Origin of the sequence: Sphingobacterium wenxiniae (assembly GCF_900116225.1) — a bacterium.
In the GTDB taxonomy this organism is placed as follows: Bacteria; Bacteroidota; Bacteroidia; order Sphingobacteriales; family Sphingobacteriaceae; genus Sphingobacterium; species Sphingobacterium wenxiniae.
This window is the reverse complement of sequence record NZ_FOZZ01000005.1, coordinates 65,155-79,795: the sequence shown is the minus strand read 5'-3', so window position 1 is coordinate 79,795 and position 14,641 is coordinate 65,155. Positions and strand designations below refer to the sequence as shown.

The following is a 14,641-nucleotide window of genomic DNA, read 5'->3' as shown; positions in this document are numbered from 1 at the left end:
ATAAAGGTTGTTGTTAATTTGTGATATCTACTGTACCTAATGCCTTTTGTATATCTAATTTGCTGGATAATACAGCATAAAGTGCGTTCAAATAGTTTAATTGACTTGTTTTTAGATCTGTTTCTGCAGTCATTAGCTCTAAGTAGGTTTTTACACCTGCATCATATTGCAGTTTGATAGTATTGTATACCTCTTCTGATAATTCCATGTTTTCTTTTGCATTGCGCCATTCCGTCATGTTGGCTCGGTAGCTGGCCATCGCTGCAGAATATTCTGTACTGATTCTGTTCTCTAAATTGATTAAATCCCAATCTAAGCGCTCTTCTTGAAGTTCGGATTTGCGAATTTCCTGAATACGCTTGGTTCCAGTGAAGATCGGCATAGATAACGTCAACCCCACAGATGAACTTGGAAAATTATCTCTATAGAGATCACCGAACTTGTCATTACGGTAATTCAGTCCATAGTTGGCATAAGCCCCTACGCGCGGTAAGAAATTCCAACGTTGGAATTGTGTGTTCAACTTCTGTAGATCTTTCAGTGTTTGCATTTGCTTGAATTCCACGCGGTTTGCAATATTCAATACTTCGGTGGTATCTAATAGGATAGAGGCTTCCATGTCCTGATTCTGAAAAGATAGGGACAAAGGACGCGACGTAGGCATCCCCAATAGCATTTTAAGGTAATCATATTTATAATTACGGATCTCATTGGCCGATTTTAGCTGTGCTCGGGCATTGTTGAGGGAGATTTGTGCACGCTTATAATCCGTTTTGTCTACTAACCCTACCTCATAGCGGGAATTAGCCTCTGTATACTGGCGTTCCAAGCGAGCAATGTTTTCGTTGATGATGTTGATGGACTCCTCAGAGGTTAATATGTCATAATAAGCTTTGCTTACATCCACTACTGTATTGATCCGCGTGCTTTCGATGTTCAAATTATTCTGCTCACGGACAAATTTTGCAGCTCGGGATGCTTGGAACAATTGCGGACTGATGATGGATTGGTCCGCCTGAAAAGTGAGCATACTGGTGTTCTTTTGTCCCATCGTAATGGTGTTTCCTGCAATAACTGCAGTCGGCAATTGAATGTTGTGGATATAGTTACCTGTAGCATTGATCTGTGGAAGCCAGCCAGAAAGTGCTGATGCAATTTCACGCTCCCCGATTTCCTTATCAATGTCAGCTTGTTTTAATTCGATTTTATTGCGCAGTGCATAGTCAATCAAATCTGTTAACGTGGCATTGTTGTTTAGTTGTTGACCCTCAGCGCCAGATTGGGCATAAAGCTGCCCTATACCGAAAGAGGCCATAAATAGGATAGCAAGTTTTTTAAATCTCATTTTATTATTTTTTAACACCATTCCAAATTATTTCAATGATATTATCTCTGTCGCTATCGGTCATTTTACAAAAACCATAGCTGATATTCTTAATATAGGAGGTTGCCGGTCCTATATAGACTGAGACAATAGTCGGGAAATTCATTTCCCTGATAATCCCGGATTTTGCCCCTTCTTCAAAAAACTGATGCAACTTGTCCACACCATAATAACTGGGGTCTTGGCTGGATTGCATAATGGCAAAATAGGGAGAAGAATAAAATTGTTCTACAAATCTGAAAATTTCTTTGTGGTCCAAATAATAGGCCACCAATCGTTTCCAAATGAAGAAGAAGCGTTCCTTATATGGCAGATTCTTATCTACGGAAAAAATATGTTCATTAGTCTGCTCACGGCAGTATTTGAACAGTTCCAGAATCAGTTCATCTTTTGAAGCAAAATAATGATAAATGGTACCAGTAGCAACATTTGCATGATTGGCAATCTGACTCATGGGGGTACCTCTAAATCCATATTCATAGATAAGATGCAAGGTACTTTCGAAGATAGCTTCTTTTTTGTTGTGCAATTGAATGTTCATTCGGTTGCAAATGTAATGAAATTTACGAGCTTGCTATGTCAAATATTTGTTATAAAATAAGCGTGGAAGAAAGAGGTTTCTAATGTTAAGTTTCTGTTAAATCTGCTGCTAAAACATTTTTGCTCTTGCAGGATATTGTTTTCTTCTTTATCTTTGTGTCATCATAATTTAGGTTTATAATTGGTTAGTTTAAGGTTTCCATTCTCCCCGTTTGGAAACCTTTTTTTATGTCCCTAACTTTATAAACTGTGTATAATGCCCCATCCTTTCGCAAGTTATAGCGAAGCGTAACTTGTGAGTATAAATAGCCTAAGTTTTCAACTTTGCTGATACAACCAAGTTGAAAACTTGATTTATTTCAGTCACAAGCTATAAAAGCTTGCGACAGGAAGGCGAACGCTTCGCTAAATCTAAGGATAGGAGGGATGATTTTTGTAAGAAGATTCAAAAGGGCGTATGCGATACACCCCTACGGTATAAAAATATTTACAAACACTCTCCCAAACTTTTCTTTACCTCTTCTTGTGTATAGGTAGTAGTGCTGTTGCCGAAAGAGGTTGTTACGTAAGTCAGGATATAGGCAATATCAACAGGAGTTAACTCCGGAATCCCTGGCATCTCGGTGTCGTAAATCTTACCCGAAACTTCAATACTTCCCGACAAACCGTTTTTAACGATACAGGCCAATTTGTCTCGATTCTGGTTAAGAAAATTTGTGTCGGTTAGCGGTGGATATAGATTACCCAATCCCTCCCCTTTAGCGCCATGGCAATTTTGACAATGGGTTACATATAACTTTTGTCCATTGACGGCGTATTGGGCTGTTTCTATACTGACGTTGGGTTGGCAGGAAAAAACAATCATCAGCACACTGAAGAGTATGCTGATGATCGATAATGTGTGTGCCCTGTTTATCATTATTTGTTCTCTTCCAATAAGATGGCTAAATCTTCGAAAAGCTGTTTTACCTGCTCATCGTTGGTGCCGTCATAGGCTCCGCGAATGTGTCGCTGGCCATCGATAAGAACCAAATAGCCCTGATGGTCGTACCCCCCAGGAGCAGACTCGTCTTCCTTGGTATACACATAATAATGATCTGCTATTCCGTAGATGTCTTTCTTCTCACCTGTTACAAATTGCCATTGCTGATTGGTAACACCTAATTTATCAGCATAGGATTTTAATACGCTCGGTGAATCATACTTGAAGTCTATGCTATGTGAGAGGAATGCCACCCGGTTGTCATCCTTATACTTCTCGTACACCTGCAAAAGATTCCGTTGCATAGTTGGACAGATACTCGGGCAATGGGTGAAAAAGAAATTCGTAATATATATCTTGTCGGCAAAATCTGCACTGGAAATATATACACTGTCTTGATTGAGGAAACGAAACTCTGGAACTTGATAATAGTTTGTATCGATAACGGTTTTGCCATCAACAACTTTTTCCGTTGTACTGTGGTTGCCAATGTGGGGCAATCGCTTATTCGTCTTGGAATCAGAACAACCTGAAGCCAAAAAGGCTATGGCTAAACCGAATGCACATAACAAATTGTTTCTCATTATGGGGGGGGTGTTATTTTTCTTGCGTTATGTTGGGTAATATGCTGTCACTTTCATTAGTGACTTTCTGGAACTGCGCTTTCATGGCCATCATGTGCTGAACTTCTTGCTCTTGATAACTAACATCAGTACTATCTTTTTCATATTCACGCATCCACAGCATCATATTATCGGTTGCGATTTCTAAGTCGATTTTGAGTTGGCTAAGTTGCTCGCGAAGTTGTACTGTATCCACATCTGGATGTTGTGACTTAATTGCATTTAAATCACCCAATAGCGAGTCTATCAGTACTGTTCGTCTATCAAATAGTGCAATCTGAGGCATGATTTCATCGTGTATATCGATGGCTTGTTTGGCTAAATCAGCAGCTTCGTTGTTTTCTGTTTTGCTGTTCTGACACGCCATTACAGTGAATGAAGCTACAAGGGCTATAAAAAATAACTTTCTCATAATACAAAAGTACAATTATCGCCCGGTATTGGGGAATTTGAATGTTTTATTCTTGTAATAAATCCAAAAGATTGTAAATTGGTAGCGGAACTATAAGTTATGGAGAGCAACCTACAATCTAAACGCGTATGGGTACTGGTACTCGTCGCTTCACTGGGCTATTTTGTCGATATTTACGACCTTATTATCTTTTCCATTGTGCGTGTACAATCTTTTCAGGATATCGGCATTCCTGAGACTGATATGCGTACGAGAGGTGAATATGTGCTCAACATGCAGATGGCTGGATTGTTGATAGGTGGGGTGATTTGGGGTATTATTGGAGATAAGTTCGGACGATTGAAAGTTCTTTTCGGATCTATATTGCTCTATTCTTTGGCGAATATCTATAATGGCTTTGTACAGGATGTAACGACCTATGGTATTGTCCGCTTTATTGCAGGTATAGGTTTGGCGGGGGAGTTGGGAGCTGGAATTACCCTGGTAAGCGAGAGTATGTCTAAGAACAAGCGGGGCTATGGGACAATGATTGTTGCCGGAGTTGGTGTTTTAGGAGCAATATTGGCCTATTTTATTTCAGAATGGTTTGATTGGCGGACGGCTTATTTTGTAGGCGGAGGAATGGGGCTTTTACTGCTTTTGTTGCGTGTGGGAACGTTTGAATCCGGATTGTTCCAAAAGCAGGCACAGCAAAATGTGGTCAAAGGGAATTTCTGGATGTTGTTTACCAATAAAGAACGATTCCTGCGCTATGTCTATTGTCTGTGCATCGGCTTACCGATTTGGTTTGTGGTAGGCGTATTGGTAACGCAAGCGCCGGAAATAGGGAAAGCTTTGCAATCTACCGACCCATTGAGCGCGGGAAAAGGTGTCATGTTCACCTATTTAGGTATTTCGTTGGGGGATTTTATGGCCGGTGTGCTGGCGCAATGGTTAAAGTCAAGAAGGAAAGTCGTGTTGATATGCCAGGTGCTGATTTTGATATTTTCGATTACCTACCTTACGAGTACAGGTATAACGGAAGGTAAATTTCTAGTGCTGGCTTTCCTGATGGGGATAGGAGTCGGCTATTGGGCAACATTCGTCACGATAGCTGCAGAGCAGTTTGGTACTAATCTACGTGCCACTGTAGCGACGACAGCACCAAATTTCGTGCGCGGAGCATTGATACCTTCAACGATGATCTATGGGGCATTGGTGCCTTCCATGGGAATTTTAAATGCTGCTATGGTGGTCACAGCTTGTTTAACCCTGATAGCGGTGTTTGCGTTATCGCAGCTACAGGAAAGTTTTAATAAGGATTTGAATTACGTAGAGAAAGATTGATTAACCATTAAATACACAAACTATCTCTTCGGGCATTTTTTGCAGCGTTTGCCATCCTTGTATTTCTTGCAGCATTTTTTGAACACACAGCAGTCTATATCGGTATTGGATTTAAAACCTTTTCGGATTTCATCCAAAAAGGGATTGCTATCTGTATTAAAATCTAAATTGTTCACTATCAACTCCTCTTTCTGGTACAAAGATAGTTGTTTAGATTTATTTTAAATAATACTGATGTCGATTTTTTTTGCTTTTAGATCTGTGGAAATGCTGTGTGTTGCATCGTCAATGATTTTCGGGTCGTCGGTATTGTTAATGATAACCAAATCAACTTCCGGTTTGTAGGGTAATAAATACTGTTGGTAAGAAGGTACTACGTGGTTCTCCCATTTGTACATAACATCGTCATGATCGTAGCCTCGTTCTATTAGATCTCTGCGTAGTCTTCTTTCCAATGCAACAGATTCCTCCGCATCTAGGAAAATCCGAAAATCCAGAAGTTCGTTGACCTCTTCGTAATGAAAGATGAACAACCCCTCAACAATAAGGATAGGAGCAGGTTTAATTTCTAATATTTTCGGTTTTAAGGCTGGATTATTGAATGTATATTCTTCCTTGAATACTGTTTTGCCATCAAAAAGCTGTTTGATATCCTGATAGAAATCTTTGCGGTTAATGGCAGTAGGCAAATCGAAATTGTACAAGCGATTCTCTTCCTGCGTTTTGGTATTGGCCGGAATATAATAATCATCCTGTGAAATCAGGGTGACCTGTTGCGGGAGAAAATGATTCAAAAAGCTTTTTAAAAAAAATGTTTTTCCGGAACCACTGCTTCCGGCTATGCCAATAACGTACGGTTTGTTCATCGGTGCAAAATTAGCTAAAATTATTGCAAAGGTACGCCATATGCAATTTCAATCAAAAATCTTCTGTCTATCGCACCGATATACGAAGCCGCCGATTTTGATAAAACAACGATAGCATCATGTGTCTCAGCATTATCCGTGAATTTTCCAACGACTTTTGCATACGTAACGTTTTTGGTCATCGGGTTGGTAATTTTAAGAATTGTGCCTACAGGCGCGGTACGGTGTAAGGCCAAGTTACTTTTGCCATCACTTTCTAGATTATCTATCCATACGCCTATACCTTTTTCTTTTTTTTCACGGATACCGTAACGATTGGCTTCAAATCCCAAATCACGTAGATCTTCTGCAACAGGACTTTCGATAATAACAGGAGCTGCTACAACCGGAGCTGGTTCTACATAGTCGGAATTGGGGATTTTGATTAGTTGCCCTTCCTTGACCGTGTCAGAACTAAGATTGTTCATTTTTTTGATTTGTTCAACAGTGGTGTTGAAACGTCTTGAAATTGCAAAGAGTGTTTCACTTTTCCCGACTTTATATTCAGTCAATACAGGGTTTTGCTCTTGGGATTGTGCAACTGGTATTTGCACAGGCGTTGATGTTTCTTGCGCAGGTCTTCTTCCAGTAGGGACTTTCACTCTATCTCCAGGCTTCAGGCTCTTCTTATTGTTAGCAGCCATAATACCATTTACCGGAGCGTTATAACGTCGGCTTAAAGCATAATAGGTGTCCTTTCGCTCTATTTCATGGATGATGTATACCTCGCCATTGATAATTTCCGTACCTACAGAATCTGGGGTAGTGTAAGGAACGAAGGAATGTTCAACAGTTGTTTCCGTATGGGCAAAAATAAAAAGTGGTGTACAGAATATACTCAATATTCCCCATTTGATTGGGTTGAAAAGATTACTCGATTTCTTCATATGTTGCAATTATACTAAATACGAAACAATTTCCCGTTTATTATATGACATTAGAAAAATTTGATTCCTGACCTGAAAAAAGGGTTGAGGAAGCATTTTGGACATACCACTTATTAACGGTTGTTCGCTCAGGATGTTGGATGTATTAGCTACGCAAAGGTTTAATGTGTATTGGCCATCTCGTTTGGCGTGGTATGCCCACAGGGTTTTGTCTTGTGTTCTGCTAACCCAGAGTATGTCTTCGATGTCTCTTGCTTCGAGGTAGGCCGGCCGTTGATAAGGGTAGGGAAGAGGTAGTTCTATCTCTTCGCCATAATGATCAAGCCCCTCATCACCTATGCTAAGATTGTCGTGCTCCGAAAGATTTATATACTTCTCAAAGCCAGACTGAAAACTGCGGTGCCTTACTTTAATATATTGCTGATAAGTTTCCAAGAGTATAAAGTCCGACAAATATAGTCTCTCTTTTCCGTGAAGATCCAAAAGGATGATTCCTTCTTTTACGGGTTTGGAATCACCAACGGCTTTTAAGACCACGGTATGTTGGCGTATATTGTCTAACGTCCAGCTTTTTTCTTCAAGAGGATGATGCTCTAAAAGAATATTTCCCTGAAAATCCAATATGTAAATATAGGGCCATGTGGTTTCTATATCTCGCGTTTCTATAGCAATATGTTCTTGTTCGGCATCGACGGCTATTTTCCAAATTTCCAAGGGGAAAGCTTTATCAAATACCTTTTTTATTGTATATTTAATCATTCGAATAACGGATAAGACAAATACGATCTATATGGACAAATTTACGAAAAGCATTCGGGCTTTGCTTATTGGTTTTTGTGCTTTGCTGAACATCGCTGTGGCTCAGCAAGTCTACAAGGTGGATATCAAGGAAGATATTGGACCGAATGCATGGCGGACGGTTAACCTTGCTCATCAAAAAGCCGTAAAGGAACGGGCTGATATCTTTTTAATTGAGCTCAATACTTTTGGGGGTGCCGTGAATTTTGCTGATTCTATCCGTTCGCGATTGCTCAGTTCAACGATGAAAACCATTGTTTATGTCAATAATAATGCGGCATCTGCTGGGGCGTTGATTTCGTTGGCTGCGGATGATATTTATATGCATAAAGGGGGGAGTCTGGGGGCAGCGAGCGTAGTCAATCAACAAGGAGAAATCATGCCGGAAAAGTACCAATCTTACATGAGAGGACTGATGCGGGCAACTGCCGAGGCCAAAAATCGTGATCCACGTATCGCTGAGGCTTTCGTTGATCCTGAAGTCTCCGTTCCGGACTTCAAACCAGACGGAAAGTTGTTGACATTGACTTCGTCCGAAGCGGTGAAAGCTGGGATAGTAAAGGCAGAGGTCAATAATCTGGATGAATTGTATCAACAGGCACAACTTTCTCGGAGCGATGTGAAGCAACATCAAGTGACCGCAATAGATAAGATCATCGCACTTTTGATTAACCCTATCGTCAGCGGTCTATTGATTATGGGAATTATCGGAGGAATCTACTTTGAGTTGCAAACACCTGGTATTGGGTTTGCACTGGTCGTAGCGTTGACCTGTGCGGCACTGTTTTTTGCACCACTCTATTTACAAGGTCTGGCGGATAATTGGGAAATTGCCGTATTTGTAATAGGTGTTATTCTAATAGCTTTGGAGGTGTTTGTTATACCTGGATTTGGTGTGGCGGGCATTCTGGGGATAATTATGGTACTCTGTGGCTTGGCTTTTTCGATGGTCGACAATGATTTCTTAGATTTTAAATTAACACAACCTGGATTATTAGTGAACTCTTTTATAATTGTAACGGGGGCTATGGTGCTGACCGTTATCCTAATGGTGATTTTTGGACGGAATATTTTACGGTCAAGAGCGTTCAAGCGTTTGGTGCTTGAGGACGAGCAAACTGCGGAGAGTGGCTATGTCTCTTCACAGCACAAAGTGAATCTCCTTAATCGGAATGGTGTTGCTCGTACGGTATTGCGGCCTTCGGGTAAAATAGAGATTGACGGTGTGTGGTATGATGCGGTGGCTTTAGATGGTTTTATCGATGCGGGAGAGGAAGTATACGTGGAGAAGCACGAGAACTATAATCTCTTTGTACGGAAGCTGTCGGATAAACCGAAAGTGTAAGTGTAAAGGTGTTATATCAAAAATAAGGGGGATGTAGCTGCATCCCCCTTGTTTTTGATATAGAAAGTTCTTTTATTAAAACTTCGCACCCAATGTCAATACGGCATTTGTACGTTGGTGTTTGATGTCCGCAATCGGTGCATTAGCCGTTGCGTATGGAGAAACCTTGTAATCATTTACTAAATGTACAACGGCCAGATCCAGGTAAAGTGTATTACTTAATTTCGCACCCAATCCTAAGCTTCCGCTATATTGCGTGTTGTCCGCGCCTTTATATGGGTTGCCGTAATAGTTGAAGCCGGCACGGCCACTAATGGTATTGGTTAGAAGGACTTCACCTCCCACGCGTACATTAACAACACCTTGGTAAGCGTCTTTCATGTCTGCATCCCAATCTGCTTCTAATGATGTGTCTAGATTGCCGATGGTTCTCAATTTTGTACTGCTGTAATCTACATATTCTACATCAGCAGATAACAAACCACGACTGAAGAATTTGGATACACCTAAGCTGAATTTCCAAGGAGTGATTAAGCGGTATCTGTCTTCTGTTTGCTCTTCCGGAGTTTGAAATGACGATTCCCAGTTCGGGTCGTTCGGATCGAAATAGATGACATCATTAAAGCTGCTGGTGTAATCGTCTATGGTATACCAGGTAGGGGAAGCGATTGTTGCACCGATATTCCAGTCCACGGTAGGCTTGAAGATAGCACCTATTTTGAAATCGATTCCGCTTCCTTCGGTCAGCTGATAATAATCATCCAATAGGTCGTAATTCGCCTCCACATAGTCGTAGTCCTGATGTGTTGGATCTGCAATAGTAGAATTGGGGTTGTTTGCCAGAATTTCACTTCTGTTTTTTGTCATCCCAAACTCAGAGAACTGATTCGAATGGTCATATCGGAAAGAAGCAAATCCTAAATTAGCCCCGATATAAAGTTTGTTATTGTAATTCGCACCAAAAGCTACAGCTGTGCGGGAGTTGTAACCTTTTGTCAAAATATCACTAATCTGCTCTTTTGCAAAATTCTCCTTGACAACAGGGAAATAGGTGTTGCCCGTGTTTGAATGCTTCTCAACAAGGTAAGAATAATACATGTCCTGTGTAAAGTTGCTGTTCGGATTGCTATTTATTGTCAGTGCATAATCTTCTACAATCGAACTGTTGGGATTTATTCCTTCATAGCGAACATTATTCGTGAACGTATTGGTGTTTTCGTAACTAATACCTACGTTAAAATTCTGCCAGCCAGAATAACCTTGATTGGTAGGGAAGTGAAATACAACGCCTGCATGGTCTACCCCTACACGACCTTTGTTTCGGCTCGTATTCGTGCCAAAGAAAGAGCCTTTGTTGTTAGCATTGTTATAATTCAAGGTAACGGATATATCGGATTGTCCGAAGAACCCCAAACCAGCAGGATTTCCAGAAATAGAACTCAAGTCGCCACCCAATGCGCTATTGGCATTTCCCATAGCTTTAAAACGTGCCGTACCCCGGTTGTTCTCCTGTGAAAAAGTCAAAGCATCTCCTATAAACTGCGCTTGTGCAGAAAATGCAATCCCTGAAACAAATAACGACGTGAATAGTATATTTTTTAATCTCATATAATTAATTGTGTATATAGATGTAAAGACGCGATTAATCGCGTCTTTACTATAAAAATATTATCTTCTTGATGAACCTCCTGAACGGCTACTGCTTCCGCCGCCGGAACTTCTGGAAGCACCGCCTCCGCTGGACATTGAACTTCCGCCAGAACTACGTGAAGGTGTGTAAGATGAACCAGAGCTGCTTCTTGCAGGAGCCGAACTGCGTGTTGGTGCTGCAGAAGAACCTCTTGTTGTTCTTGTAGGCGTTGTGTTTTGCCGTGTTGTCGGTCTGCTTGTTCCCATGTTAGACCCCTGTTGCGTACGCGTACGTTGTGGAGTTGTTCCGACTCTTGAACGGGTAGCTGGTTGGTTTGTGCCCACTGTTGGACGTCTTGTCGTATTTGTTGTTCCTACGCGAGTACGTGAATCACTTGTTCTACCGACAGTCGTGCGTGAATTCGTTCCGCGGGAAACTGTCCCGTTTGTGTTGGTTCTTGTTCTGGATGAGCTTCCAACTGTTGTACGGTCTGCAGTTCTACCGGAAACAATACGTCCGTTAGCATCTCTTGCTATTGTGCCGCTACGTACGCGGGATGAGCTGCTAACACGAGAGTTGTAGCCATCGCGGTAAGCTGAACGTGGTGACGAGTTTGCAGGTCTTACACGGTATCTGTTCGTTCCTACATAGTGACCACCTCCATAATAGTAATTGTTGTATCCATAGAATGGATGTCCCCAAGCGTTATATCCCCAGTGATTTCCATACCCGTAGTATCCACCCCAACGGTTTCCATAATAAGGGTAACCACCCCAACCAAAGCCGTAATATGGAGAGCCCCAACCGAAGCCCATTGACCAGCCTGGGCGTCCCCAGCCCCAGTTAGACCATCCGAAGCTCATGCCAAATCCCATACCGAAGCCAGAATAACCGTACCATGGATCAAACCACGGGTCGTAGTAACCCATGCCGGGTGTGGCGTAATAAAATCTGTTGATGCGGTTTGCATATTCCAGATTGTCGTCATATTCATAGCCTTCTACGTACTCACCGTCGGTATATTCGTCAGCATAGTAGTCGTTTTCAGCGTATTGTTCCCCTTGTCCGCCATCGGTGTAATAATAATCCGGACTCTGATAATCCTGAGGAGCTCTGGACTGATTATTATACACATCATCTTTGTAAGCAACCTGCCTACTTGTCGAACATGAGCTTAGGGCAAATATTGCTGCTAATGTTAGACTTCCGAATAATAATCTGTTTGTTTTCATCTGTTTACTGTTTTCTTTTCCTATTTCAGTCGCTCGCCTTTTCATTGGTCGATAACCGCTATATATCGTTAAACTTTCGTTAATACACGTCTTTTTACTATCTTAGACGCACTTTTGTAAGAAGGGTTTAACCGCTTTTTCAAAAATATAAATAAAACTTTAGTGCAGGCTAAAGTATTTGTGATTGATATATAAAAATTACGATAATTGTTCCAGAAATAAAGACAAACAATGGGAAAAGGAATAACGAGCCGCAGTGAGGATTACTCACAATGGTATAATGATTTGGTGATAAAAGCAGATTTAGCAGAATATTCTGCCGTTCGAGGATGTATGGTTATCAAACCTTATGGCTATGGTATCTGGGAGCGTATGCAGGCGATTCTGGACAAAAGATTTAAGGAGACAGGGCACTCCAATGCTTATTTTCCTTTGTTTATTCCGAAATCTTTCTTTTCCAAAGAAGCTTCCCACGTCGAAGGTTTTGCGACAGAATGTGCTGTGGTGACACATTACCGACTTAAAAATGACGGTAATGGTAACATTATCGTGGATGAGGATGCCAAATTGGAGGAAGAATTGATTGTGCGTCCGACATCGGAAACGATTATATGGAACACGTATAAGGGCTGGGTAGAGTCGTACCGCGATTTACCGATTCTAGTGAATCAGTGGGCGAATGTTGTGCGTTGGGAAATGCGTACGCGTTTGTTCTTACGTACAGCGGAATTTTTGTGGCAAGAAGGGCATACTGCCCATGCGACAGAGGCTGAAGCTATTGAAGAGGCTGAAAAAATGTTGGATGTTTATGCTGATTTCGTAGAAAATACTTTGGCAGTGCCTGTTGTTCGTGGAAGAAAAACTGAAAATGAGCGTTTCGCAGGTGCATTGGATACGTATTGTATTGAGGCGCTGATGCAGGATGGTAAGGCCTTGCAAGCTGGTACGTCACATTTCCTTGGACAAAATTTTGCTAAGGCTTTTGATGTGAAATTTACATCCAAGGAAGGTAAGCAAGAATACGTTTGGGCTACTTCATGGGGGGTGTCAACCCGTTTGATGGGCGCTTTGATTATGGCGCATTCGGACGATCAGGGTTTGGTATTGCCGCCTAAATTGGCTCCTATTCAGGTCGTTATCGTTCCGATCTATAAAACAGACGAAGAAAAAGCGCAGATTGATGGTTTTGTGGATGCATTGACGGCTGACTTGAAAGGAAAAGACGTGTCCGTAAAATATGATGACCGTGATACACAACGCCCTGGTTTTAAATTTGCGGAATGGGAATTGAAAGGCGTGCCTTTGCGCGTGGCAGTAGGTGCACGCGATATGCAAAACGGAACTGTGGAACTGGCAAGACGTGATACACAGACCAAAGAAACTGTTGCTCAGGAAGGCTTAGCAGATACTATTGGCAATCTTTTGGATGTCATTCAGGATAATATCTTCCAAAAAGCATTGAATTTCCGTGCGGAAAATATCACGGAAGTGAATTCTTATGACGAATTTAAAGAAGTGTTAGAAAGTAAAGGGGGCTTTATTTCCTGTCATTGGGATGGCACGGTAGAAACCGAGAAACGAGTGAAGGAAGAAACCAAAGCGACTATCCGCTGTATCCCGTTGGATGCAAAGGAAGAAGCCGGAACTTGTATTTTTACAGGGAAACCTTCGACAAAACGTGTGCTTTTCGCAAAAGCGTATTAGGTATTTAGTGGTAAGTGATAAGTTCTCAGTGGTAAATAGACTGACAACATATCACTTACTGCTTACCACTGAGAAAAAATGAATATTCTGATATTAGGTTGCGGTTGGATAGGTGAGGCTTTTGCTGCTAAACTTTGTGCAGAAGGGCATCGTGTATACGCAACAACAACCAAAGAAGAAAAATACCAGCGTCTGAAAGATGCTGGTATTTTTGCTATATTATGTGACTTTGACCAACCTGTCAATCCTTCAGATTTTCCGCAAGAGGTGGATTATGTGCTGAATAGTGTGCCTGCTATAAGACGATTGTCTGCTGAACAAATACAGCAACGTTTTGCGCGTGTGGTGGAGGTATTGGGCAATACTTCTTATCGTAAGCATATTTTTCTCAGTTCTATAGGGATTTATCCCGATATTGATGGCGTTTTTGATGAAGAATCAACGATATTAACCGATTCCAACCTGGCATTGGCAGAAGAGTATATGCGTGTATTGCCTCATACGATAATCTATCGGTTAGGCGGGCTTTTTGGTGAGAATAGAGTGTTAGCCAAGTACTTTGAAAATAAAATATGTGCTATTGGTCAGCAACTAGCTAATTTCATACATCTGCGGGATGTGCTTGAAATCCTTGACCAAGGGTTTAAAAAGCTACCTGTTGGGGAATTTTATAATATTGTAACGCCAGAACATCCTTTAAAGAAGGAGGTTGTTTTGTCTTCGGCGCAGAAATATGGCTTTGCATTGCCTGTGAGCTTTGATAAGCAAGCTGATTTTCAGAAGACTGTTTCCGGACGAAAAGTAGAAAACGCGTTACAATATACATTCTTGTATCCGTCGCCCTTAGATTTTTGATATATTAGTCGGTGTAAC

Annotated in this window: 14 protein-coding genes; 4 read left to right on the top strand and 10 right to left on the bottom strand. The window is 41.3% G+C overall.

The window, feature by feature from the left end; all coding sequences use genetic code 11:
• Positions 1-13: 13 nt before the first annotated feature.
• From BM375_RS08290 to BM375_RS08270, 5 genes are all read right to left on the bottom strand, one after another.
• Positions 14-1,345 carry a TolC family protein gene (locus BM375_RS08290; protein WP_093365410.1) on the bottom strand — a complete coding sequence of 444 codons (1,332 nt, stop codon included), beginning with the start codon at positions 1,343-1,345 and terminating at the stop codon, positions 14-16.
• Positions 1,346-1,349: 4 nt separating this feature from the next.
• On the bottom strand, positions 1,350-1,925 hold the full coding sequence (locus BM375_RS08285) for a TetR/AcrR family transcriptional regulator (RefSeq protein ID WP_093365161.1): 576 nt from the start codon (positions 1,923-1,925) through the stop codon (positions 1,350-1,352).
• Positions 1,926-2,411: 486 nt separating this feature from the next.
• Complete coding sequence (locus BM375_RS08280; RefSeq protein WP_093365160.1) at positions 2,412-2,843, bottom strand: c-type cytochrome; 432 nt, start codon at positions 2,841-2,843, stop codon at positions 2,412-2,414.
• The gene (locus BM375_RS08275) at positions 2,843-3,490 is read right to left on the bottom strand and encodes an SCO family protein (protein WP_093365158.1); all 648 of its coding nucleotides are present in this window, start codon (positions 3,488-3,490) and stop codon (positions 2,843-2,845) included. The genes BM375_RS08280 and BM375_RS08275 overlap by 1 nt, the downstream gene beginning before the upstream one ends.
• 13 nt (positions 3,491-3,503) lie before the next feature.
• Positions 3,504-3,941 carry a hypothetical protein gene (locus BM375_RS08270; RefSeq protein ID WP_093365157.1) on the bottom strand — a complete coding sequence of 146 codons (438 nt, stop codon included), beginning with the start codon at positions 3,939-3,941 and terminating at the stop codon, positions 3,504-3,506.
• Positions 3,942-4,040: 99 nt separating this feature from the next.
• On the opposite strand from BM375_RS08270, the gene BM375_RS08265 reads away from it, so the two are divergent.
• Positions 4,041-5,267: an MFS transporter gene (locus BM375_RS08265; protein WP_093365155.1), complete on the top strand. Its 1,227-nt coding sequence runs from the start codon at positions 4,041-4,043 to the stop codon at positions 5,265-5,267.
• Between the two features lie 221 nt (positions 5,268-5,488).
• Here the strand turns inward: BM375_RS08265 and BM375_RS08260 are convergent, their stop codons facing one another.
• The 3 genes from BM375_RS08260 to BM375_RS08250 are packed head-to-tail and all read right to left on the bottom strand — an operon-like array spanning position 5,489 to position 7,818.
• Positions 5,489-6,133, bottom strand: coding sequence for a uridine kinase family protein (locus tag BM375_RS08260; RefSeq protein ID WP_093365154.1), 645 nt, complete (start codon positions 6,131-6,133; stop codon positions 5,489-5,491).
• 20 nt (positions 6,134-6,153) lie between these two features.
• Positions 6,154-7,059 (bottom strand): DPBB and LysM peptidoglycan-binding domain-containing protein, encoded by a 906-nt coding sequence (locus tag BM375_RS08255; protein ID WP_093365152.1) that lies wholly within the window; start codon positions 7,057-7,059, stop codon positions 6,154-6,156.
• Positions 7,060-7,068: 9 nt separating this feature from the next.
• Positions 7,069-7,818 (bottom strand): hypothetical protein, encoded by a 750-nt coding sequence (locus tag BM375_RS08250; protein ID WP_093365151.1) that lies wholly within the window; start codon positions 7,816-7,818, stop codon positions 7,069-7,071.
• Positions 7,819-7,849: 31 nt separating this feature from the next.
• On the opposite strand from BM375_RS08250, the gene BM375_RS08245 reads away from it, so the two are divergent.
• The gene (locus tag BM375_RS08245; RefSeq protein ID WP_093365149.1) at positions 7,850-9,202 is read left to right on the top strand and encodes an NfeD family protein; all 1,353 of its coding nucleotides are present in this window, start codon (positions 7,850-7,852) and stop codon (positions 9,200-9,202) included.
• Positions 9,203-9,277: 75 nt separating this feature from the next.
• On the opposite strand, the gene BM375_RS08240 is transcribed toward BM375_RS08245, so the two are convergent.
• Together BM375_RS08240 and BM375_RS17175 are read right to left on the bottom strand one after the other, a co-directional pair.
• The gene (locus BM375_RS08240) at positions 9,278-10,810 is read right to left on the bottom strand and encodes an OmpP1/FadL family transporter (RefSeq protein WP_093365147.1); all 1,533 of its coding nucleotides are present in this window, start codon (positions 10,808-10,810) and stop codon (positions 9,278-9,280) included.
• A gap of 60 nt (positions 10,811-10,870) precedes the next feature.
• Positions 10,871-12,064, bottom strand: a complete 1,194-nt coding sequence (locus BM375_RS17175; protein WP_170852622.1) for a hypothetical protein — start codon at positions 12,062-12,064, stop codon at positions 10,871-10,873.
• A 231-nt stretch (positions 12,065-12,295) separates the two neighbouring features.
• Here BM375_RS17175 and proS point away from each other — a divergent pair, with 231 nt between their 5' ends.
• Together proS and BM375_RS08225 are read left to right on the top strand one after the other, a co-directional pair.
• The gene (proS, locus tag BM375_RS08230; protein WP_093365141.1) at positions 12,296-13,768 is read left to right on the top strand and encodes a proline--tRNA ligase; all 1,473 of its coding nucleotides are present in this window, start codon (positions 12,296-12,298) and stop codon (positions 13,766-13,768) included.
• Between the two features lie 78 nt (positions 13,769-13,846).
• The gene (locus BM375_RS08225; protein WP_093365139.1) at positions 13,847-14,623 is read left to right on the top strand and encodes an NAD-dependent epimerase/dehydratase family protein; all 777 of its coding nucleotides are present in this window, start codon (positions 13,847-13,849) and stop codon (positions 14,621-14,623) included.
• Positions 14,624-14,641: the final 18 nt, after the last annotated feature.